The organism is Mycobacterium sp. 3-98 (genome assembly GCF_035918355.1).
Classification (GTDB): domain Bacteria; phylum Actinomycetota; class Actinomycetes; order Mycobacteriales; family Mycobacteriaceae; genus Mycobacterium; species Mycobacterium intracellulare.
Window position 1 is genome coordinate 4459762 of the sequence record NZ_CP142360.1, and the last position, 22799, is coordinate 4482560.

A 22799-nucleotide genomic window follows, 5' to 3' on the forward strand; every position below is an offset into this window, starting at 1 on the left:
AGGAAGCGGGAAAATCGGAACGGAGTGGTGGTGCCCGGTCGTGTCGAGATCGATAACGTCCAGCCGGTCGTTTCCTGTGGCGCGTTTCCCGCGAAAGCCGTGGTCGGCGAGGTCGTGCCGGTCAGCGCCGCGGTGTGGCGGGAAGGCCACGAAGCCGTGGCCGCAACCCTGGTCGTGCGCTACCTCGGGCCGGGCTATCCGCAAGTCACCGAGACCCGGCGGGTCAAAGCGGTTCAGGCTCCGGCAAAGCCGGTGACCGACCGCGACGGCAAGGTCGACCAGCAAAAGGTCAAGCCGCTGGCGCTGCCGATGACGATGGGTCTGGAACCCTATGTGTTCCACGGCCAGTTCACCCCCGACCAGGTGGGGCTGTGGACCTTCCGCGTCGAGGGGTGGGGCGATCCGATCCACACCTGGCGGCACGGACTGGTCGCCAAACTGGACGCCGGTCAGGGCGAGAAGGAACTGTCCAACGATCTTCTGGTAGGCGCCGGGTTGTTCGAACGCGCCGCGAGCGAGGTGCCGCGCGCCCGGCGCGAACCGCTGCTGGCCGCCGCCGCGGCGCTGCGCACCCCCGGCGACCCGGTCACCCGAACGGCGCTGGCGCTCGGGCCGGAGATCGAGGAAATCCTGGCGGACCACCCGCTGCGCGACTTCGTCACGCGCGGCGAGCAGTACAGCGTCTGGGTGGACCGGCCGTTGGCCAGGTTCGGCTCCTGGTATGAGATGTTTCCCCGCTCGACCGGCGGATGGGACGCCGACGGCAACCCCGTGCACGGCACATTCGCCACCGCAACCGCCGCGCTCGGGCGCATCGCGGCGATGGGGTTCGACGTCGTCTACCTGCCGCCGATCCATCCGATCGGCAAGGTACATCGCAAGGGGCGCAACAACTCCCCCACCGCCGCTCCGACAGATGTGGGTTCTCCCTGGGCGATCGGCAGCGACGAGGGCGGCCACGACGCCGTCCACCCGGATTTGGGCACCATCGAGGACTTCGACGCGTTCGTCGCCGCGACACGCGAATTGGGCATGGAGGTGGCGCTGGACCTGGCGCTGCAATGCGCGCCGGACCATCCCTGGGCGCGTAACCACCGCAACTGGTTCACCGAATTGCCCGACGGCACCATCGCCTACGCGGAGAACCCGCCCAAGAAGTACCAGGACATCTATCCGATCAACTTCGACAACGACCCGGCCGGCCTCTACGACGAGGTGCTGCGCGTGGTCCGGCACTGGATGGACCACGGCGTCAAGGTTTTTCGCGTCGACAACCCGCACACCAAGCCGCCGGACTTCTGGGCGTGGTTGATCGCCGCGGTCAAGGCCATCGACCCCGACGTGCTGTTTCTCTCCGAGGCCTTCACGCCGCCGGCCCGCCAGTACGGGCTGGCCAAACTGGGCTTCACGCAGTCGTACAGCTACTTCACCTGGCGCACGGCGAAGTGGGAGCTGACCGAATTCGGTAACGAGATCGCCGCTTTGGCCGACTTCCGCCGGCCCAACCTGTTCGTCAACACCCCCGACATCCTGCACGCCATCTTGCAGCACAACGGGCCCGGGATGTTCGCCATCCGTGCGGTGCTGGCCGCGACGATGGGACCGGCCTGGGGCGTGTATTCGGGATACGAGCTGTTCGAGCATCGCGCGGTGCGCGAAGGCAGCGAGGAGTACCTGGACTCCGAGAAGTACGAGTTGCGGCCTCGCGATTTCGCGGGTGCGCTCGCCGAGGGACGCTCGCTTGAGCCATTCATCACGCAGCTCAACGCGATTCGCCGACTCCACCCCGCCCTCGAGCAGCTGCGCACCATCCATTTCCACAGCGTCGACAACGACGCGCTGCTCGCCTACAGCAAGTTCGACCCGGCCACCGGCGACTGCGTGTTGGTGGTGGTGACGCTCAACGCCTTCGGCCCCGAGGAAGCGACCCTGTTTTTGGATATGGCCGCACTGGGTATGGAGCCCTACGAGCGCTTTTGGGTGCGCGACGAGATCACCGGCCAGGAATTCCAATGGGGACAAGCCAATTACGTTCGCATCGATCCCGGGCAGGCGGTCGCGCACATCATCAACATGCCGCGCGTACCGCATGACGCTCGAATGACGCTGCTGCGCAGGCATTGACACCAGACATGAAACGGACCGGAGGCGAAAGGGACATGAGCCAAGCCGACCAACTCGCTCGGACGCACCTGGCGCCCGACCCCGCCGACCTGTCGCGCCTGGTCGCCGGCACGCACCACAACCCGCACGGCGTGCTGGGGGCCCACGAATACGGCGACCACACCGTCATTCGGGCGTACCGGCCCCACGCGGTCGAGGTCGTCGCGATCGTCGGCGACGACCGATTCCCGATGCAGCACGTCGAGTCCGGGCTGTTCGCCGTGGCGCTGCCGTTCACCAACCTGATCGACTATCGGCTCCAGATCACCTACGAGGGCGCCGACCCCTACGTCGTCGCCGACGCCTACCGTTTCCTGCCCACCCTCGGCGAGGTCGACCTTCATCTATTCGCCGAAGGGCGCCACGAGCGCCTCTGGGAAGTCCTTGGCGCGCATCCTCGCTCGTTCACCACGGCCGACGGCGTGGTCAACGGGGTGTCGTTCGCGGTATGGGCGCCCAACGCCAAGGGCGTCAGCCTGATCGGCGAGTTCAACGGCTGGACCGGCAACGACGCCCCGATGCGGGTGTTGGGCTCCTCGGGCGTGTGGGAGCTGTTCTGGCCCGGCTTCCCGCTCGAGGGGCTGTACAAGTTTCGCGTTCATGGCGCCGACGGAGTGGTCACCGAACGCGCCGACCCCATGGCCTTCGCCACCGAGGTGCCGCCGCACACGGCCTCCCGGGTGACGCGCAGCAAGTACACCTGGGAAGACGCGGACTGGATGACGCAACGCGCCGGGCGCAACCCGGTGTTCGAGCCGATGAGCACCTACGAGGTTCACCTGGGTTCATGGCGACCCGGGCTCAACTACCGCCAGTTGGCCCGCGAGCTGACGGATTACGTTGTGGAGCACGGATTCACCCACGTCGAGCTGCTCCCGGTCGCCGAACATCCCTTCGCCGGATCCTGGGGATACCAGGTGACGTCGTACTACGCCCCGACGTCCCGGTTCGGCACCCCGGACGAATTCCGGGCCCTCGTCGACGCCCTGCACCAGGCCGGTATCGGCGTGCTGGTGGACTGGGTGCCGGCACACTTCCCGAAGGACGCGTGGGCGCTGGCCCGCTTCGACGGCACCCCGCTTTACGAACATTCCGACCCGCAACGCGGTGAGCAACTCGACTGGGGCACCTACGTTTTCGACTTCGGTCGCCGTGAGGTACGCAACTTCCTGGTGGCCAACGCCTTGTTCTGGCTCGAAGAATTTCACATCGATGGACTACGTGTGGACGCGGTCGCGTCGATGCTGTACCTGGATTACTCCCGCCCCGAAGGCGGCTGGACGCCGAACATCTACGGCGGGCGGGAGAACTTGGAGGCGGTCCAGTTCCTGCAGGAGATGAACGCCACGGCGCACAAGAGCGCCCCGGGCATCGTCACCATCGCCGAGGAGTCGACCTCCTGGCCCGGGGTCACCCGGCCGACAAACCTTGGCGGCCTGGGCTTTTCAATGAAGTGGAACATGGGCTGGATGCATGACACGCTCGACTACATCAGCCGCGATCCGATCTATCGGAGCTATCACCACCACGAGATGACGTTCTCGATGCTTTATGCGTTCAGCGAGAACTACGTGCTGCCGATCAGCCATGACGAGGTGGTCCACGGCAAGGGAACGCTGTGGGGACGCATGCCGGGCAACAATCACGTCAAAGCCGCCGGCCTGCGCAGCCTGCTCGCCTACCAGTGGGCGCACCCGGGCAAGCAATTGCTGTTCATGGGCCAGGAATTCGGCCAGCGCGCCGAGTGGTCCGAAGAGCGCGGTCTGGATTGGTGGCAGCTCGACGAGCAGGGATTCTCCAACGGCGTCCTACGCATGGTGCGCGACATCAACAACATCTACCGCAGCCACCCGGCGCTGTGGAGCCAAGACACCGTGCCCGACGGCTACTCCTGGATCGACGCCAACGACTCGGGCAACAACGTCTTGAGCTTCCTGCGTTACGGCAAGGACGGCTCGGTGATGGCGTGCGTGTTCAATTTCGCCGGTGCCGAGCACGGCGGCTACCGGCTGGGCCTGCCGTCGGCGGGCCGATGGCGCGAGGTGCTCAACACCGACGCCACCGTCTACAACGGTTCGGGGGTCGGGAACATGGGCGGTGTCGATGCCACCGAGGACCCATGGCACGGGCGCCCGGCCTCGGCGGTGCTGGTGTTGCCGCCCACGTCGGCGCTGTGGCTGGAACCGGAGCAGGGGCCCTTAACCCCATCGCCGAACGTGGACTAGTTGCGCGATTTCGGCGCTGTTGGCGCCAACAACTCGACGTTCGTGAGCCGATTTCGCGTCAGTACAGCGCGTTGGCGAGGTTGCGTCGCCCGACGACGACCTCGGGATCGGCCGGGTCGAACAGTTCGAACAGCTCCACCAGGCGGGTGCGCACCAACGCGCGATCATCGCCGGATGTGCTGCGCACCAAGGCGATCAGTCGCTCGAACGCGGCGGCGACCTCTTGGTTGAGGATCTGCACGTCGGCGGCCGCGAGGGCGGCTTCGATGTCGGTCGGCGCCGCGTCGGCGACCGCGACGGCGTCCGGGCGCTGGGCGGTCGCGCGCGTCAGGAACTCGATCTGGCGGATCGCGCCCTTGGCCTCCGCGCTGGCCGGGTTGGCATCCAGGATCGACTGATAGGACGCCTTGGCGGCCTCGAAGTCACCGTCCTCCAGCTGCTGGCGCGCCGCGGCCAGCTCGGGGTCGACGACGTCGGGTTCCGCGGAACCCGTTGCGCCCCTAAGCTTCCCGGCGGTCGCGGAGAGGATTTGGTCCAGCCAGCCGCGCAGTTGCTCGGCCGGCTGCACGCCTTGGAAACTCGAGATCGGCTGCCCGGCCGCCAAGGCCACCACGGTGGGGACGGCGTCGACGCCGAAGATCTGGGCGACCCTGGGCGCGACATCGACATTGACGGAGGTCAGCGACCACTTGCCGTTGTCCTGGCCGGACAGCCCGGACAGCGTGTCGAGAAGCTGGACGCACGCGTCGCTGCGCGGCGACCACAGCAGCACGACGACCGGCACTTCCTCGGACCGCAGCAGAACCTCGGCCTCGAAGTTGGCCTCGGTGACCGCGGTGATGCCACCCCCCTCGGGGGTCGGGGACGTGGGCCCTCCCGGAGCGGCGCCGGGCGACTGGGCGCGCTGCTTGAGACCGGACAGATCGACAGCACCGGTCAGCGCGGGGCCGATGGAAGGTCGCGGACGCGTCACGCCGTCAAGTTTGTCATGCGCGCGGGCTACCGATCCACCCGGTGGCGGCGCCGCTCGGGCACGGCCGGGACGGGGCCGAAAATCCCCTCAAAAAGGGGCGTGATCGGCCCGTATGACGAAGATCACAAAATTCTCGCCGCCACACGGCGCCAGCAACGTCGCGGGGAGCGTCAATCCCTGGCTAACCCGCCCGCAGAACCAGGGCGTCGCCCTGCCCTCCGGCCCCGCAGAGCGCCGCGACGGCGTATCCGGACCCCCGCCGCGCCAATTCCAGGGCCGCATGCAGCGTGATGCGCGCTCCCGACATGCCGATGGGATGCCCGACCGCGATCGCGCCGCCGTTGACGTTGACGATGTCGGGATTCACGCCGAGTTCGCGGGTCGAGGCCAGGGCGACCGCGGCAAACGCCTCGTTGATCTCCACGACATCGAGCTGGTCGACGGAGATGCCCTCGCGGCTGATGGCCTTCTTGATCGCGTTGGCCGGCTGCGACTGCAGGGTGGAGTCCGGACCGGCCACCACCCCGTGCGCGCCGATCTCGGCCAGCCAGCTCAGCCCCAGCTCCTGCGCTTTGGCCTTGCTCATCACCACCACCGCGGCGGCGCCATCGGAGATCTGGGAGGCCGAACCGGCGGTGATGGTGCCATCGCGGCGAAACGCCGGCTTGAGGCCGGCCAGCGACTCGGCCGTGGTGTTGGCGCGGATGCCTTCGTCCTCGGTGAACTGCAGCGGATCACCCTTGCGTTGCGGGATGTTGACCGGCACCACCTCGTCGGTGAAGACGCCGTCCTTCCACGCCGCGGCCGCCTTCTGATGCGACCCCGCAGCGAACTCGTCCTGCTCCTGGCGGGTGAACTTGTCGACGTCGTTGCGCTGTTCGGTGAGCGCGCCCATCGGCTGGTCGGTGAACACGTCATGCAGGCCGTCGTAGGCCATGTGGTCGAGGACCGTGACGTCGCCGTACTTGTAGCCCGAGCGGCTGTCCATCAGCAGGTGCGGCGCCTTGGACATGGACTCCTGGCCGCCGGCGACCACCACGTCGAACTCCCCGGCGCGAATGAGCTGGTCGGCCAGCGCGATGGAGTCGATTCCGGACAGGCACATCTTGTTGATGGTCAGCGCCGGAACGTCCCAGCCGATGCCGGCGGCCACGGCCGCCTGGCGTGCGGGCATCTGGCCCGCCCCGGCCGTCAACACCTGGCCCATGATCACGTAGTCGACCAGCGAACCCGGCTCTTGAACATTTGGGAAGGCCTTCTCCAGCGCGCCGGCGATCGCGATGGCGCCCAGATCGCTGCCCGAGAAATCCTTCAGCGAACCCATCAGCTTGCCGATGGGTGTGCGCGCTCCAGCAACGATCACCGACGTCGTCATGACTCTCTCCTAAGGCCTGCTGGGCGCTCCCCCGACGGCCGATTCGGACTCCCGAAGAAGCGCAATCTTTGCCGCCAGGTTACCGTTATGTGATGACGACCGATCAAGTTGACGCCCGTCAGATCCTGGCCACCTCACTGGTGACGGCGATCGATCACGTCGGCATCGCAGTCGCCGACCTGGACGCCGCCATCGACTGGTACCACGACCACCTCGGCATGATCCTGGTGCACGAGGAAGTCAACGAGGAGCAGGGAATCCGCGAAGCCATGCTGGCGGTGCGGGGCGCCCCGGCGGGCACCGCGCAGATCCAGTTGATGGCCCCGATCGACGAGTCCTCGACGATCGCGAAGTTCCTCGACAAGCGCGGGCCGGGCATTCAGCAGATGGCCGTTCGGGTCAGCGACCTCGACGCCATGGTCGAGCGGCTCCGCGAGCAAGGCGTGCGGTTGATCTACGACGCGCCCCGGCGCGGCACGGCAAACTCCCGGATCAACTTCATCCACCCCAAGGACGGCGGCGGAGTGCTGATCGAGCTCGTCGAACCGGCCGCCTGAAAGCCGGTAGTCAAGACCACTTCCTGGTGGGACCGCGGGTGGCGCGGTGCGCCCAGCACGGCGTGTGCCAATGCCGGCGGTCCTCGACGTGACCCGCGCCTGTCCCGGACACCGAATCGATCGGCCACACCACCAAATGAGCTGAGCCGGAGCGGATTTCGTGATCACAGCCCGGGCAGCGATAGGTCTTGACCGCTCGGGCCGCCGCGACGGGACGGACCTCGTACTCGTGTCCGTCGGGCCCGACCTCCACCCGGCGCAGCAGCGGCGCCGACGGCCGCTGCCTGCGTGGCGGTGGGCGGCGCCGAGGCATGCGATCAGTCTAGTGACGGGCTTCAGAACAGCCGGTACTCGTCGTTGTCCATGCCCCGCATCTTGTCGTAATCCAATGTCACACAACGGATCCCGCGATCGACGGCCAGGGTGCGCGCCTGCGGCTTGATCTGCTGCGCCGCGAAGACCCCTTGCACCGGCGCCAGCAGGCTGTCCCGGTTGAGCAGCTCGAGGTAGCGGGTGAGCTGCTCGACGCCGTCGATCTCGCCGCGCCGCTTGATCTCCACCGCCACCGAGCCGCCGCGTTCGTCGCGGCACAGCAGATCGACGGGGCCGATGGCGGTCATGTACTCGCGACGCACCAGCGTGTACCCCTCGCCGAGCAGCTGGACGTGCTCGGCGAGCAGCGCCTGCAGGTGCGCTTCGACGCCGTCCTTGACCAGCCCCGGGTCCACGCCGAGATCGTGGCTGGAGTCGTGTTCGATCTCCTCGACGGTGATGCGCAGTTGTTCGCCCGCCTTGTTTTCGACAACCCACACCGGGGGGTCACCGGCCTGCTCGCTCAGCCAGCACGGCGGGCTCATCCAATTCAGCGGTTTGTAGGCGCGGTCGTCGGCGTGCACACTGACCGATCCGTCGGCCTTGAACAGCAACAGCCTGCGCGCGGAGGGCAGGTGCGCGGTGAGCCGGCCGACGTAGTCCACGGTGCATTGAGCGATCACTAGACGCACCCGACTCACCTTAGAGCGTGGCCGACAAATTAGGCTGACGCCACCATGTCGGCCAACACGTCCTTGGCACAACGAATAGGCCGGGTGCTCGAGCGCGTCACCCGTCAGAGCGGCCGTCTGCCAGAGACGCCGGCGTACGGCTCCCTGCTGCTCGGTCGGGTGTCGGAAAGCCAGGGCCGCCGCCGGGTGCGCATCCAGATCATCATGACGGTGCTGGTGCTGGGCGCGAACCTGATCGGCATCGCCGTCGCGCTGTTTTTGGTGACGGTCGCCATCCCGGTGCCGAGCGTGTTCGACGACGCGCCGGCGTGGATCACGTTCGGTGCCTCCCCGGCCTACATCGTGGCGGCCTCGGCGTGGGGCACGTACTGGATCACCCGCCGGACCGTGATCGCCCTGCGCTGGGCGATCGAAGAGCGCGAGCCGACTCCAGAGGACGAGCGCAACACCTTTGTCGCGCCGTGGCGCATCGCCCTCGTCGACCTCGTCTTGTGGGGCGTCGGGACGATACTGCTGACGACGCTGTACGGCATGGTCAACACGCTCTTCATTCCGCGATTCCTGCTCGTCGTGAGCTTTGGCGGGGTGGTGGTCGCCACCGCTAGTTACCTGCTCGCGGAGTTCGCGCTGCGGCCCGTCGCCGCCCAGGCGCTCGAGGCCGGTCCACCGCCACGACGGTTCGCGGCGGGCATCATGGGCCGCACGATGGTCGTCTGGTTCCTCGGTTCGGCCGTGCCCGTCATCGGGATCATGATGCTCGCTCTGTTCGAGCTCGTGCTGCGCAATCTGACCCAGACGCAGTTCGCGGTGGCCGTGTTGATCGTGTCGATGGCTCCGTTGATCTTCGGGTGCGTCCTGATGTGGATCCTGGCCTGGCTCACCGCGACACCGGTGCGGGTGGTCCGTGCGGCGCTGGCGCGCGTCGAGCGCGGCGATCTGCGGGGGGACCTCGTGGTGTTCGACGGTACCGAACTCGGTGAGCTGCAACGCGGCTTCAACACGATGGTCGACGGCCTGCGGGAGCGGGAACGCGTCCGCGACCTCTTCGGCCGCCACGTCGGGCGTGAGGTGGCGCTGGCCGCGGAACGCGAACGGCCGAAGCTGGGCGGCGAAGAACGCCACGTCGCGGTCGTCTTCATCGACATCGTCGGGTCGACGCAGCTGGTGACGAGCCAGCCGCCGGCTGAAGTCGTTGCGGTGCTGAACCGTTTCTTCGCGATCGTCGTCGAGGAGGTCGACCGCTACTGCGGGCTGGTCAACAAATTCGAAGGCGACGCGACGCTGGCCATCTTCGGCGCGCCCAACCGCCTGGACAGTCCCGAAGATGCGGCGCTGGCCGCCGCGCGGTGTATCGCCGAGCGCCTGGCGGACGAGATGTCCGACCTCGAGGCCGGGATCGGCGTGGCCGCGGGCCAGGTCGTCGCCGGAAATGTCGGCGCCAAAGAACGATTCGAATACACCGTCATCGGGGAGCCGGTCAACGAGGCGGCGCGGCTGTGCGAGCTCGCCAAGTCACACACCAACCGTCTGCTCGCGACGGCCGACGCCATCGAGGGCGCAAGCGAAGACGAGCGGGCCCGTTGGTCATTGGGCGAAACGGTCACCCTGCGCGGGCACGAGCGCCCCACCCGTTTGGCGTCGCTCGTCGACGCCCCTTCATCCGCTCAGTAGGTGTTCGGCGGGCTCAGACCGCCACCTGGCGGTGGCGACTCTGGTTGCCGCCGCACCGTTTGGCTTCATACATCGCGGTGTCGGCCTGGGCGACCAATTGGTGGAACGCGTGCTCGGCATAGTCCGAGACGACGCTGCGCAACGCGAGGGTGGCGATCCCGACGCTGGCGGTCACCGATGCGTTCATCGCGGCTATCGCGTCACAGAGCTGTCGGCCCCACTCTGGCAGCTGGTCCGCGGTGACGATGTCGGCGACCAGGAACTCCTCCCCGCCGACGCGGCCGACGATCGCGGTCTCTCCGCAGGCGGTCGTCAGGGTGCCGGCCACCTCGATGAGCGCCTCATCGCCGGCCGCGTGCCCGCGGGTGTCGTTGAGCTCTTTGAAGCGGTCCAGATCGACCATGGCCACCGCCAAGAACATGTGATGCGCGCCCGCGAGCATCCGGCCGACTATCTCCCTGTCGCAGGCTCGCCGGTTCAGCAGGCCGGTCAGCGGATCGCGGTTGGCACGCGAGAGATCAACCCACAGGGCGCGCACCACGACCTGGATGGCGAGCGGAACGACCACGTTGAGTTCCAGAACCAGGAAGTAGCCGGTGAAGGCCAACACTGCTTGCCCCTCGGCGGCCAGACGCACCGCCTGCCAGGCCCCGATCGCGCTGGCCACGCCGAGGTTCAGCGCCATGAGCCTGGTGGTGTGGAAGAACGCGATGTAGCCGCCGGTCACCGAGAGCGCCGAGCAGGACATCAGCCCGACGAGCGGCTGGGGCTGCCACAGACAGCCGCCGCCAATGGATACGCAGCCGGTCATGATGTAGAAGATCGACTGGCGCCGGGTGGGCCATCCGCTCAACCACAGCACCGCCATGCCCAGTCCGATCACGGCGGACACGACCGAAACCGTCAGCGCCACATGGGGATACAACGGCTCGGGGCCCCAGTACACATTGACGGGCACCAGCACCAACGAGGACGCCACGACAGCCAACACCCTGCGGGTGTTGGTGCTCAGCCCGTGCGCTTGCAAATAACCTGTCAGCCAATCGAAGTGGTCGTCCTGCCCCCACCACGTCGCCAGCCGCTTCATCGGTTCGCCTTTCCCCGAACTCACTCACCCCGTCGGGTCACGCCGTCAGAGCCGGCGAGTTGGGTCACAGTAAATACCATCGCGTGCGGGAAGTACCTCGAATCGACAAGAAAGCCGCTCCGACGTGAGGCCGACCGACACCGATGCGTGCCCGCCCACCACGATGTCGCTTTCCCGCTAGTTTTGTCGGTGCCCGGGTGTAAGTCTGGAAGCGTGCACGACGATTTCGACCGCTGCTACCGCGCCGTCCAGTCCAAGGACGCCCGGTTCGACGGCTGGTTCGTCACCGCGGTGCTGACCACCCGGATCTACTGCCGGCCCAGCTGCCCGGTGCGGCCGCCGTTCGCCCGCAACGTGCGGTTCTACCCCACCGCGGCGGCCGCCCAGCGGGCCGGCTTTCGGGCCTGCAAACGGTGCCGTCCCGATGCCTCTCCGGGTTCCCCCGAATGGAACGTGCGCGGTGACGTGGTGGCGCGCACGATGCGGCTGATCGCCGACGGCACCGTGGACCGCGACGGTGTGGGTGGTCTGGCCGCCCACCTCGGTTACACCACTCGCCAGCTCGAACGGCTCCTGCAGGCCGAGGTCGGCGCCGGCCCCCTGGCACTGGCCCGGGCGCAGCGCGCCCAGACCGCCCGCGTGTTGATCGAGACGACGGACCTGCCGTTCGGCGACGTCGCATTCGCCGCGGGCTTTTCCAGCATCCGTCAGTTCAACGACACCGTGCGATCGGTGTTCGAAGGCACACCGAGCGCCCTGCGCCGGCGCGCGGCCGCCCGTACCGCGTCCGAGGCCAATTCGCCTGGCACCGTGTGCCTTCGGCTCCCGGTGCGCACACCCTTCGCCTACGAGGGCGTCTTCGGCCATCTCGCGGCCGGCGCCGTTCCCGGTTGCGAGGAGGTCCGCGATGGCGGGTACCGACGCAGCTTGCGCCTTCCGTTCGGCAACGCCATCGTGAACCTGACGCCCGCCGTCGACCATGTCCGTTGCGTCCTCGTGCTCGACGATTTCCGCGATCTGACCACGGCGATCGCCCGCTGCCGGCGGCTGCTGGACCTCGACGCGGACCCGGAGGCGGTCGACGAAGCGCTGGGCGCGGACGCCGGACTGCGACCCGTCGTGGCCAAGGCGCCCGGGCAGCGCATTCCGCGCACCGTCGACGAAGCCGAACTCGCGGTGCGCGCAGTGCTCGGGCAGCAGGTGTCGACCAGGGCCGCGAGCACCCATGCCGGGCGGCTGGTCGCCGCGTACGGACGGCCGGTCAACGACGCCGAGGGAACGTTGACCCACACCTTCCCCTCGGTCGAGGAGCTCGCCGAGATCGATCCCGTCCATCTGGCGGTGCCCAAGGCCCGCCGCCGCACGCTGAGCGCATTGGTTGCCGGCCTCGCCGACGGCAGCATCGTGCTGGACACCGGATGCGACTGGGACAGTGCCCGCAGGCAGTTGCTCGCGCTGCCCGGGGTGGGCCCCTGGACCGCGGAAGTGATCGCGATGCGCGGCCTTGGCGACCCCGACGCCTTCCCCGCCAGCGACCTCGGGCTGCGCCTGGCCGCCAAACAGCTGGGATTGCCGTCCGACGAACGCTCCCTCGTGGAACGCGGCGCCCGTTGGCGCCCCTGGCGTTCCTATGCCACCCAATATCTTTGGACCACTCTCGAGCATCCCGTAAACCATTGGCCGCCACAGGAGGTCGCATGATCGAGTACCGCACCATCGACAGCCCCATCGGATTGCTGACCCTGGCCGGTCGCGGCTCCGTATTGACGAACCTACGGATGGTCGACCAGACCTATGAGCCGAGCCGCGCCGGCTGGTCGCCGAACCCGCGGGCGTTCGGCGCCGCCGTCGAGCAGCTGGCCGCCTATTTCGCCGGCGAGCGCACCGACTTCGATTTCGAGTTCGACCTGCACGGCTCCGAGTTCCAGCGGCGCGTATGGAAGGCGTTGCTGACGATTCCCTATGGGGAGACGAGGTCATACGGATGGATCGCCGAGCAGATCGGCGCTCCGGGGTCCGCGCGCGCCGTGGGATTGGCCAACGGGCACAATCCGATCGCGATCGTGGTGCCCTGCCACCGGGTGATCGGCTCGAACGGCAGCCTCACCGGCTACGGCGGCGGCCTGCAGCGCAAGCGCGCCCTGCTGGATCTGGAAAAGACCCACAGTTGCGCAACGCTGTTCGACTGACCGCCGGCGGTGGTCGCGTTTCTTTTGCGAGGTCCGTCGTACGACGCTATCGTCCATATTTGTGGACGACAGTGCGAAGGATCCGGCGGTGGTGCTGCCGTATCTGGTCGGTAGACCCCTGGCGGCCACCGAGGTCTACGAAGCGTTCGGCTACCGCAAGTCCGCGTACTACAAGGCGGCTCGCGAGGGCAGGCTGATCACCGCCGACAACCTGATCAGGGCGGCCAAGTATTTGGGGTTGAACCCGGTCGACCTGCAGGTCCGCTACGGTCTGATCGACCCCGACTCGGTCACCGAGTACCTGGAGTCCCAGACCGGCCCGCCCAGGCTGCGCGACCTTCGCCCCGATCCCAACAGTCCGCCCGTCTGAGCGGCACTGCCGGACCGTTTGGATGATCAAAACCGCACTCATCGTCGTCACCTTGGCCGCCCTTCTGTGCAGCCTGTGGATCCGGCGTTACACCTGGCGCTCCCGATGGGAGGCCGGCGCCACCCGCAACATCGCACTGCATGGCTGCGCGGTGCTGCTGATGTCGCACTGGGCCGCGGCCGCGCTCGGACCCCCGCTACACCGCGTCTTCGGGCTGTGGAACGTGCAACACCTGCTCGGACACATCTGCTGGATCTTCGCGGTGACGGCGATCATCCGCCATGGGCTCATCCGCCTGGTCGACGAAGCCCACGAGAGCGAGCTGTTGCGCAAGCACGTCACGCGCCCGCTACGCATCGCGGTTCCGCTGCTGGTGGTTCTGTTCGTCATCGCCGACGAGGGCCATCACCTCGACTTCTTCGCGGCCCCCGCCGACTTCTGGCTGCTGGCTTACTGGCTGGTCCTGGGCGCCCTGATGATCTACCTGCTCTCCTACGCCGGGCGAGTGCTGCTGATCCTGCGGACGGATCCCCGCTCAACGACGACCGTCGACCTCTACCTGATCTCGGCGGGATTCGGGGTGGCGGCGAGCGTGATTCAAATCGGCACCGCCTGGGCGGGCACGGACATCGCCTTGCCCGTCTGGTTGTGCGCCTGCCTGAGCGCCATCGGCTTCGCCTACGGATCCGCGCGATCGTGGCAGGCCAAGGTGGCCTGGTTCACGTCCGGCAAGTAGGCCATCCGGCGCCTTCGGCGACCTGAGCGTTTATCCGCCCACCACGTGCCGGGCTACCACCATCGGGCGGAACCCGTAACGCTGCCCGACGATCTTGCCCCCGGCCCCCCGGCCCGTGCCCGACAGCGGGATGCCGCGGAGCAACCCGCTTCCCTTGGCTTCGGCGCCGGCGCCGACGGTGCTGACCGCCGGCGCGGCTGTGTCCGCGCTTGTCGCCGGAGCCGCGGCGGCCCAACTCTGCGGCACCGACAAGTGACCCACCGTGGCCGCCCTGCCCAGACCCGCCGTCACGGGCGAGGACGCACCCGAGGACACCGGGCCACCGCCGAGCGTTCCTCCCACACCGCGCAAGGTGGCCGCGGCCGTCGCGGCTTTGCCGTCACCGGCGGCCGGCATCACGCCTTCCCAGATCTTCATCATGTGCTCCCAGTCGCCCGCGTGGTTGTAGGCCATACCAAGGTGGTTGGTATACAACGAGGTCAACTTTTTCCAGGACTCCGATGCCGACGATTCGGATGCCCCTGACGAGCCTTCCACCACTGCGCTGGAGACCAACGTTGGGTTTGCTAATCCGGAGGTGGAGGCACCGGGTTGCGTGCTTGTTTCGGCCGCCGTGTCGGCGGCATGGGCGACCGCGGCCGCTTGACCGCCCTCCCCCGCCGGGTTGGTGGTGGAGGGCGGCTGGTCGAACGGGGGCAACGCCGAGGCGCCGGCCGACGCCGCGGCGTAGCCATACATCGCGGCCGCGTCCTGGGCCCACATCTCGGCGTAGTGGGCCTCGGTGGCCGCGATCGCGGGCAGGTTCTGGCCGAAGAAATTCGTCGCGATCAGCATCATCAACTGGGCGCGGTTGGCCGCGATCACCGGTGGCGGAACCGTCATCGCGAACGCCGCCTCGTAGGCCCCCGCGGCGGCCTTCGCCTGGACCGCCGTCTGTTCGGCCTGTGCGGCGGTCGCGGTGAGCCACGCCACGTAGGGGGCCGAGGCGGCGGCCATCGTCGCCGACGCCGGACCCAGCCACGCGCCGGTGAGTTCGGCGATCAACGAACCGTAGGAGGCCGCGGTGGTGTACAGCTCGATGGCCAACCCGTCCCAGGCTGCGGCGGCCGCCAGCATCGGCCCCGAACCCGCACCGACGTACATCCGCCCGGAGTTGACCTCCGGCGGAAGCGCCCCGTAATCCACTAAGTGGTCCCCTCGTCTTGTCGGCGACGGCTGTCGCACGCGCGCCGACGCCCCCCGAAACTGTGGTCAGATACTTGTGCGTGGGTACCGTCCAGCGCAGCCGCCGGCGTCGGCCGTCGAATCACGAACGCGATGCCGATCCTCGGGCACGGCGGTCATCTCTTATGAGTGGACGTTTGTACACATATGTGATCGTAAGAACATATATGTACATATGAGTTCACAGATATGAACTGAATCTAGCTGAAGATGAACACTTGTCTTTAGCAATACACTATTGGGCGCGCAGCCCTTAACCTCGCGGTGGAGCGGCTTTCAGCGGCCGTTCAGCACCGTTGAATCGGAACCAGCGAGGAGAGAATCACCGTGTCGTTCGTGACCACCCAGCCCGAAGCGTTAACCGCCGCAGCCCAGAACTTGGCTGCCATCGGCTCGGCGCTGGCCGCACAGAATGCAGCGGCATCGGCGCCGACGATGGGCGTGGTTCCCGCGGCAACCGATGAGGTCTCCGTGCTGGTTGCCGCGCAGTTCGCCACGCACGCCCAGATGTATCAGACCGTCTGCGCCCAGGCCACGGTGATTCACGACAGCTTCGTGAGAATGCTGCACTTCGGCGCCGGCTCATATGCGGCAACCGAAGCCATCAACGCCGCCGCGTCCAGCTGAGGCGGGTGCGACGTGCTGGATTTCGGAGCGTTACCCCCGGAGATCCATTCGGAGCGCATGTATTCCGGCCCGGGCTCGGCCTCGATGATGGCCGCGGCGTGGGCCTGGAATCTGCTGGCCGCGGAGTTGGATTCCGCGGCCAACGACTACGACAGGATCATCACGCAACTGGTGAGCGAAGAGTGGATGGGCCCCGCCTCGGCCCAGATGGCCGAGGCCGCCAAACCCTATGTGGCGTGGATGCGCACCACCGCCGTGCAGGCCGAACAGGCCGCCGTTTCGGCCAGGGCCGCGGCGGGCGCCTACGAAGCGGCGTTTGCCGCCACGGTGCCCCCACCGCTGATCGAAGCCAACCGCGCCCAACTCGTACAGGCGGTGTCGACCAATGTCCTGGGCCAAAACACGCCGCTGATCGTTCAGCTCGAGACGCAATACGCCGAAATGTGGGCGCAAGACGCTACGGCGATGTACGGCTACGCGGGTCAGGCCGCGCCGGTCACCCAGGTGACACCGTTCACCCGGCCGGCGGAGACCACCAATCCGGCCGGCGAGGCCATGCAGGCGGCCTCGGTCGCTCAGGCGGCCGGCACCTCGGCCGGGGCGGAGTCGGCACAATCACAGTTGCTGTCCTCGGTACCGCCCACACTGCAGGCACTCTCGTCGCCCGCGGCGGCGAACACGGAACTGCCGCCGATCACCGACGTGCTGGAACAGAACCCCGTGTTCGACATGTGGGCCGAATACGCCAGCCCTGCCCAGAACACCCTCGCGATGATGTATCGCGTTACCGGGATGTCGACCCACTTCCTATCGCTCTCAAAGGGTTTGGCTCCCGCAGCCAAGGCCGCCAGTGAGGGAGCGAAGGCCGCCGCGAGCCTGCCCGCCGTGGGCGCATCGCTGCGCGGGCTGACCGGTGGCGGCGGCGCCATATCGGCGACTTTGGCTTCTGCGGCGCCGGTCGGCGGCCTCTCCGTGCCCCCCGCCTGGACCTCCGCGGCGGGCCCGGCGGTCGCCTCCGGAGCCTCGTCGATTCCGATCAGCCGCTTCATCACCACTCCCGAGACATCGGGACCCGGAAACCTGTTGGGCGGTATGCCGCTGGCGGGTGTCGGCGGGGGTTCGACCGGCGCCGGCCCGCGCTACGGGATCCGCCCGACGGTGATGGCCCGCCCGCCGTTTGCCGGCTAGCCGAGCAACAACGTCCCGAGCAATCGGGTCGAGATCCGGCTCAGCGCACCGCCGTTGGCATCGCGGAGGGCGCTGCACCCGGCTCGACCGTGGCCCGTCGACCGCGCGTACCGCGTCGCCGGCTTACGGACACGGGACGCTGCGATCCCGCATGCCGGTGTAAATCCCTGTGCGCCAGTGGTTTTGGCTACGAATGCAAAAACACCCCCGTTGCCGGGGGTGTTTTTGTGTATGTTCGGCGGTGTCCTACTTTTCCACCCGTATGGGCAGTATCATCGGCGCTGACAGGCTTAGCTTCCGGGTTCGGAATGGGACCGGGCGTTTCCCTGTCGCTGTGGCCGCCGTAACTCTATTTAAATTTGTTTGGTGGGGGGTGCGGTGTTCAAGCTTCCAGCGGCAAAATGCCGCCGAAATGGACTGTGGTTGCGATTGTGTGTTGGTAAGTTTTCGGCCGGTTAGTGCCAGTTCCCTGCACTCATTGCTGAGCTTCCAGGTCTAGCCTATCGAACCCGTGGTCTGCGGGGGGCCTTATCCCTCTAAAAGGGTGAGAAACCTGATCTTGGAGAAGGTTTCCCGCTTAGATGCTTTCAGCGGTTATCCTGTCCGAACGTGGCTATCCAGCCGTGCTCCTGGTGGAACAACTGGTATACCAGAGGTTCGTCCGTCCCGGTCCTCTCGTACTAGGGACAGGTTTCCTCAAGTTTCTGACGCGCGCGGCGGATAGAGACCGAACTGTCTCACGACGTTCTAAACCCAGCTCGCGTGCCGCTTTAATGGGCGAACAGCCCAACCCTTGGGACCTGCTCCAGCCCCAGGATGCGACGAGCCGACATCGAGGTGCCAAACCATCCCGTCGATATGGACTCTTGGGGAAGATCAGCCTGTTATCCCCGGGGTACCTTTTATCCGTTGAGCGACACCCCTTCCACTCGGGGGTGCCGGATCACTAGTCCCGACTTTCGTCCCTGCTTGACTTGTAAGTCTCGCAGTCAAGCTCCCTTGTGCACTTACACTCGTCACCTGATTGCCGTCCAGGTTGAGGGAACCTTTGGGCGCCTCCGTTACATTTTAGGAGGCAACCGCCCCAGTTAAACTACCCGCCAGGCACTGTCCGTGAACCCGATAAGGGTTCGACGTTAGGTGTCCAATACGATCAGAGTGGTATTTCAACAACGACTCCATACAAACTGGCGTCTGTATTTCACAGTCTCCCACCTATCCTACACAAACCGTACCGAACACCAATACCAAGTTGTAGTGAAGGTCCCGGGGTCTTTTCGTCCTGCCGCGCGTAACGAGCATCTTTACTCGTAGTGCAATTTCGCCGAGTCTATGGTTGAGACAGTTGGGAAGTCGTTACGCCATTCGTGCAGGTCGGAACTTACCCGACAAGGAATTTCGCTACCTTAGGATGGTTATAGTTACCACCGCCGTTTACTGGGGCTTAAATTCTCCGCTTCACCTTACGGTTAACGGGTCCTCTTAACCTTCCAGCACCGGGCAGGCGTCAGTCCGTATACATCGTCTTGCGACTTCGCACGGACCTGTGTTTTTAGTAAACAGTCGCTACCCACTGGTTTCTGCGGCCGGATCCCGCTCCCACCGCAAGGGTGTTCACGGTATTCCGGCCCCCCTTCTCCCGAAGTTACGGGGGCATTTTGCCGAGTTCCTTAACCATAGTTATCTCGTACGCCTTGGTATTCTCTACCTGACCACCTGTGTTGGTTTGGGGTACGGGCCGTGTATGTGCTCGCTAGAGGCTTTTCTTGGCAGCAGAGGATCACCGAATTCACCTCAATCGGCTATGCATCACCTCTCAGGATTAATGAGCGACGGATTTGCCTATCGCTCTCCCTACAGGCTTGCCCCAGTATTACCACTGACTGGTACGGCTACCTTCCTGCGTCACCCCATTGCTTGACTACTACCAGCGAAGGTCCCACGCAGCCCCGAAACTCCATGCCCCCGAAGGGGAATGGTCGATCCGGTTTTGGGTGGTTAGTACCGCTGATTCATCAGGGACGCCCATACACGGGTACGGGAATATCAACCCGTTGTCCATCGACTACGCCTGTCGGCCTCGCCTTAGGTCCCGACTCACCCTGGGCGGACTGGCCTGGCCCAGGAACCCTTGGTCTTACGGCGGGCAAGGTTCTCACTTGCCTTATCGCTACTCATGCCTGCATTCTCACTCCCCCACCCTCCACCACCGGTCACCCGGAGGCTTCGCTGAATGAGGGACGCTCCCCTACCCACATCCACGTAAACGTGAATGTGCCGCGGCTTCGGCGGTGTGCTTGAGCCCCGCTACATTATCGGCGCATAATCACTTGACCAGTGAGCTATTACGCACTCTTTCAAGGGTGGCTGCTTCTAAGCCAACCTCCTGGTTGTCTCTGCGACTACACATCCTTTTCCACTTAGCACACGCTTAGGGGCCTTAGCCGGCGATCTGGGCTGTTTCCCTTTCGACGTACGGAGCTTATCCCCCGCCGTCTCACTGCCACGCTTTACACCACGGCATTCGGAGTTTGGCTGACGTCAGTAACCTAGTAGGGCCCATCGGCCATCCAGTAGCTCTACCTCCGTGGTGAACCACGCAACGCTGCACCTAAATGCATTTCGGGGAGAACCAGCTATCACGGAGTTTGATTGGCCTTTCACCCCTACCCACAGCTCATCCCCTCAGTCTTCAACCTAAGTGGGTTCGGGCCTCCACGCGGTCTTACCCGCGCTTCACCCTGGCCATGGGTAGATCACTCCGCTTCGGGTCCAGAACACGCCACTACACCCCAAAGGGGATGCGCCCTATTCAGACTCGCTTTCGCTGCGGCTACCCCGCACGGGTTAACCTCGCGACGTGTCCCTGACTCGCAGGCTCATTCTTCAAAAGGCACGCCATCACCCCACAAGGAGGCTCTGACGGATTGTAGGCACACGGTTTCAGGTACTATTTCACTCCCCTCCCGGGGTACTTTTCACCATTCCCTCACGGTACTAATCCGCTATCGGTCATCGAGAAGTATTTAGGCTTACCGGGTGGTCCCGGCAGATTCACAGCAGATTCCACGGGCCCGCTGCTACTCGGGAATTGATACAAGGTAGGTGACGGGTTTTCGCGTACCGGGCTCTCACCGTCTACGGCAGACCATCCCAGGCCACTTCCGCTAACCACGACACTTTCTGACTACCCCTCAGCCAGGTAGAGCTGAGATGTATCCTCCCACAACCCCGCACACACAACCCCTACCCGGTATCACATGCGTGCGGTTTAGCCTGTTCCGCGTTCGCTCGCCACTACTTACGGAATCACAATTGTTTTCTTCTCCTACGGGTACTGAGATGTTTCACTTCCCCGCGTTCCCTCCCGCACCCTATATATTCAGATGCGGGTAACACGACATCACTCGTGCTGGGTTTCCCCATTCGGAAATCCTCGGATCAATGCTCGGTTGACAGCTCCCCGAGGCATATCGCAGCCTCCCACGTCCTTCATCGGCTCTCGATGCCAAGGCATCCACCATGCGCCCTTAAACACTTACTTACACACAAAAACCAAAGAAGAAATTACACATTTCGACGAACGCATCAGCCCTAAGGACTATGCGCTCATCTAGATGCTCGCAACCACTATCCAATACTCAAACACCACACCCCACCACCAAGATGGAGGGACTCCACACGGATCGACCGAGTGTTGTCTCAGGGCCCAATAGTGTGTCTGGCAATCATTTGCTGTTGTGCACCCGGCCCCCGTCCACTACAGACGGGAACCCCTCACGGCTCGCACCCCACCAATTGGAGTGCTTTTCGTGGTGCTCCTTAGAAAGGAGGTGATCCAGCCGCACCTTCCGGTACGGCTACCTTGTTACGACTTCGTCCCAATCGCCGATCCCACCTTCGACAGCTCCCTCCCAAGGGTTAGGCCACTGGCTTCGGGTGTTACCGACTTTCATGACGTGACGGGCGGTGTGTACAAGGCCCGGGAACGTATTCACCGCAGCGTTGCTGATCTGCGATTACTAGCGACTCCGACTTCATGGGGTCGAGTTGCAGACCCCAATCCGAACTGAGACCGGCTTTAAAAGGATTCGCTTAACCTTGCGGCATCGCAGCCCTTTGTACCGGCCATTGTAGCATGTGTGAAGCCCTGGACATAAGGGGCATGATGACTTGACGTCATCCCCACCTTCCTCCGAGTTGACCCCGGCAGTCTCTCACGAGTCCCCGGCATTACCCGCTGGCAACATGAGACAAGGGTTGCGCTCGTTGCGGGACTTAACCCAACATCTCACGACACGAGCTGACGACAGCCATGCACCACCTGCACACAGGCCACAAGGGAACGCCTATCTCTAGACGCGTCCTGTGCATGTCAAACCCAGGTAAGGTTCTTCGCGTTGCATCGAATTAATCCACATGCTCCGCCGCTTGTGCGGGCCCCCGTCAATTCCTTTGAGTTTTAGCCTTGCGGCCGTACTCCCCAGGCGGGGTACTTAATGCGTTAGCTACGGCACGGATCCCAAGGAAGGAAACCCACACCTAGTACCCACCGTTTACGGCGTGGACTACCAGGGTATCTAATCCTGTTCGCTCCCCACGCTTTCGCTCCTCAGCGTCAGTTACTGCCCAGAGACCCGCCTTCGCCACCGGTGTTCCTCCTGATATCTGCGCATTCCACCGCTACACCAGGAATTCCAGTCTCCCCTGCAGTACTCTAGTCTGCCCGTATCGCCCGCACGCTCACAGTTAAGCCGTGAGATTTCACGAACAACGCGACAAACCACCTACGAGCTCTTTACGCCCAGTAATTCCGGACAACGCTCGCACCCTACGTATTACCGCGGCTGCTGGCACGTAGTTGGCCGGTGCTTCTTCTCCACCTACCGTCAATCCGAGAAAACCCGGACCTTCGTCGATGGTGAAAGAGGTTTACAACCCGAAGGCCGTCATCCCCCACGCGGCGTCGCTGCATCAGGCTTGCGCCCATTGTGCAATATTCCCCACTGCTGCCTCCCGTAGGAGTCTGGGCCGTATCTCAGTCCCAGTGTGGCCGGACACCCTCTCAGGCCGGCTACCCGTCGTCGCCTTGGTAGGCCATCACCCCACCAACAAGCTGATAGGCCGCGGGCCCATCCCACACCGCAAAAGCTTTCCACCTAAAGACATGCGCCTAAAGGTCCTATCCGGTATTAGACCCAGTTTCCCAGGCTTATCCCGAAGTGCAGGGCAGATTGCCCACGTGTTACTCACCCGTTCGCCACTCGAGTACCCCCGAAGGGGCCTTTCCGTTCGACTTGCATGTGTTAAGCACGCCGCCAGCGTTCGTCCTGAGCCAGGATCAAACTCTCCAAACAAAAACTCCTCGATGAACGAGGTGAATTTCAAATCAGAGATACCTGACAAGACA

At 65.1% G+C, this 22799-nt stretch carries 16 protein-coding genes and 3 rRNA genes; 10 read left to right on the forward strand and 9 right to left on the reverse strand.

Annotated features, from left to right (window positions below):
* The first annotated feature begins 30 nt into the window (after window positions 1-30).
* Both QGN30_RS20865 and glgB read left to right on the forward strand, forming a co-directional pair.
* Complete coding sequence (locus QGN30_RS20865; RefSeq protein WP_198763772.1) at window positions 31-2124, forward strand: alpha-1,4-glucan--maltose-1-phosphate maltosyltransferase; 2094 nt, start codon at window positions 31-33, stop codon at window positions 2122-2124.
* Between the two features lie 35 nt (window positions 2125-2159).
* Window positions 2160-4388, forward strand: a complete 2229-nt coding sequence (gene glgB / locus QGN30_RS20870) for a 1,4-alpha-glucan branching protein GlgB (RefSeq protein WP_051475311.1) — start codon at window positions 2160-2162, stop codon at window positions 4386-4388.
* 58 nt (window positions 4389-4446) lie between these two features.
* On the opposite strand, the gene QGN30_RS20875 is transcribed toward glgB, so the two are convergent.
* Both QGN30_RS20875 and QGN30_RS20880 read right to left on the reverse strand, forming a co-directional pair.
* On the reverse strand, window positions 4447-5361 hold the full coding sequence (locus QGN30_RS20875) for a tetratricopeptide repeat protein (RefSeq protein WP_009955332.1): 915 nt from the start codon (window positions 5359-5361) through the stop codon (window positions 4447-4449).
* 181 nt (window positions 5362-5542) lie between these two features.
* On the reverse strand, window positions 5543-6736 hold the full coding sequence (locus QGN30_RS20880; RefSeq protein WP_008254863.1) for an acetyl-CoA C-acetyltransferase: 1194 nt from the start codon (window positions 6734-6736) through the stop codon (window positions 5543-5545).
* A gap of 89 nt (window positions 6737-6825) precedes the next feature.
* Between QGN30_RS20880 and mce the strand changes: the two genes are divergently transcribed.
* The gene (gene mce / locus QGN30_RS20885; protein ID WP_014379600.1) at window positions 6826-7293 is read left to right on the forward strand and encodes a methylmalonyl-CoA epimerase; all 468 of its coding nucleotides are present in this window, start codon (window positions 6826-6828) and stop codon (window positions 7291-7293) included.
* 10 nt (window positions 7294-7303) lie between these two features.
* Here the strand turns inward: mce and QGN30_RS20890 are convergent, their stop codons facing one another.
* Both QGN30_RS20890 and nucS read right to left on the reverse strand, forming a co-directional pair.
* A complete protein-coding gene (locus QGN30_RS20890; protein WP_080552542.1) occupies window positions 7304-7606 on the reverse strand; it encodes a hypothetical protein in 303 nt (100 codons plus the stop codon).
* A gap of 22 nt (window positions 7607-7628) precedes the next feature.
* Window positions 7629-8297: an endonuclease NucS gene (nucS, locus tag QGN30_RS20895; RefSeq protein ID WP_008254859.1), complete on the reverse strand. Its 669-nt coding sequence runs from the start codon at window positions 8295-8297 to the stop codon at window positions 7629-7631.
* A 45-nt stretch (window positions 8298-8342) separates the two neighbouring features.
* Between nucS and QGN30_RS20900 the strand changes: the two genes are divergently transcribed.
* Window positions 8343-9968, forward strand: coding sequence for an adenylate/guanylate cyclase domain-containing protein (locus QGN30_RS20900; protein WP_014379597.1), 1626 nt, complete (start codon window positions 8343-8345; stop codon window positions 9966-9968).
* Window positions 9969-9981: 13 nt separating this feature from the next.
* Here the strand turns inward: QGN30_RS20900 and QGN30_RS20905 are convergent, their stop codons facing one another.
* Window positions 9982-11055, reverse strand: a complete 1074-nt coding sequence (locus QGN30_RS20905) for a GGDEF domain-containing protein (protein ID WP_008254855.1) — start codon at window positions 11053-11055, stop codon at window positions 9982-9984.
* Between the two features lie 213 nt (window positions 11056-11268).
* On the opposite strand from QGN30_RS20905, the gene QGN30_RS20910 reads away from it, so the two are divergent.
* The 4 genes from QGN30_RS20910 (at window position 11269) to QGN30_RS20925 (ending at window position 14350) form a co-directional block, all read left to right on the forward strand.
* Window positions 11269-12756 carry a DNA-3-methyladenine glycosylase 2 family protein gene (locus tag QGN30_RS20910; RefSeq protein ID WP_009955327.1) on the forward strand — a complete coding sequence of 496 codons (1488 nt, stop codon included), beginning with the start codon at window positions 11269-11271 and terminating at the stop codon, window positions 12754-12756.
* A complete protein-coding gene (locus QGN30_RS20915) occupies window positions 12753-13244 on the forward strand; it encodes a methylated-DNA--[protein]-cysteine S-methyltransferase (protein WP_008254850.1) in 492 nt (163 codons plus the stop codon). Before QGN30_RS20910 ends, QGN30_RS20915 begins: the two co-directional genes overlap by 4 nt.
* A 61-nt stretch (window positions 13245-13305) precedes the next feature.
* A complete protein-coding gene (locus QGN30_RS20920; RefSeq protein WP_008254847.1) occupies window positions 13306-13614 on the forward strand; it encodes a hypothetical protein in 309 nt (102 codons plus the stop codon).
* A 22-nt stretch (window positions 13615-13636) separates the two neighbouring features.
* Window positions 13637-14350, forward strand: a complete 714-nt coding sequence (locus QGN30_RS20925; protein ID WP_008254846.1) for a hypothetical protein — start codon at window positions 13637-13639, stop codon at window positions 14348-14350.
* A 30-nt stretch (window positions 14351-14380) separates the two neighbouring features.
* Here the strand turns inward: QGN30_RS20925 and QGN30_RS20930 are convergent, their stop codons facing one another.
* Window positions 14381-15535, reverse strand: coding sequence for a PPE family protein (locus QGN30_RS20930; protein ID WP_038535548.1), 1155 nt, complete (start codon window positions 15533-15535; stop codon window positions 14381-14383).
* A gap of 366 nt (window positions 15536-15901) precedes the next feature.
* Between QGN30_RS20930 and QGN30_RS20935 the strand changes: the two genes are divergently transcribed.
* Together QGN30_RS20935 and QGN30_RS20940 are read left to right on the forward strand one after the other, a co-directional pair.
* The gene (locus QGN30_RS20935; RefSeq protein ID WP_008254840.1) at window positions 15902-16201 is read left to right on the forward strand and encodes a PE family protein; all 300 of its coding nucleotides are present in this window, start codon (window positions 15902-15904) and stop codon (window positions 16199-16201) included.
* A gap of 12 nt (window positions 16202-16213) precedes the next feature.
* Window positions 16214-17389, forward strand: a complete 1176-nt coding sequence (locus QGN30_RS20940; protein ID WP_014382089.1) for a PPE family protein — start codon at window positions 16214-16216, stop codon at window positions 17387-17389.
* A 233-nt stretch (window positions 17390-17622) separates the two neighbouring features.
* Here the strand turns inward: QGN30_RS20940 and rrf are convergent.
* From rrf to QGN30_RS20955, 3 genes are all read right to left on the reverse strand, one after another.
* Window positions 17623-17735: ribosomal RNA gene (gene rrf, locus QGN30_RS20945) — 5S ribosomal RNA — on the reverse strand.
* 89 nt (window positions 17736-17824) lie between these two features.
* Window positions 17825-20933, reverse strand: a 23S ribosomal RNA gene (locus tag QGN30_RS20950).
* A 282-nt stretch (window positions 20934-21215) separates the two neighbouring features.
* Window positions 21216-22746: ribosomal RNA gene (locus tag QGN30_RS20955) — 16S ribosomal RNA — on the reverse strand.
* The 16S, 23S and 5S rRNA genes sit together here, the layout of an rRNA operon.
* Window positions 22747-22799: the final 53 nt, after the last annotated feature.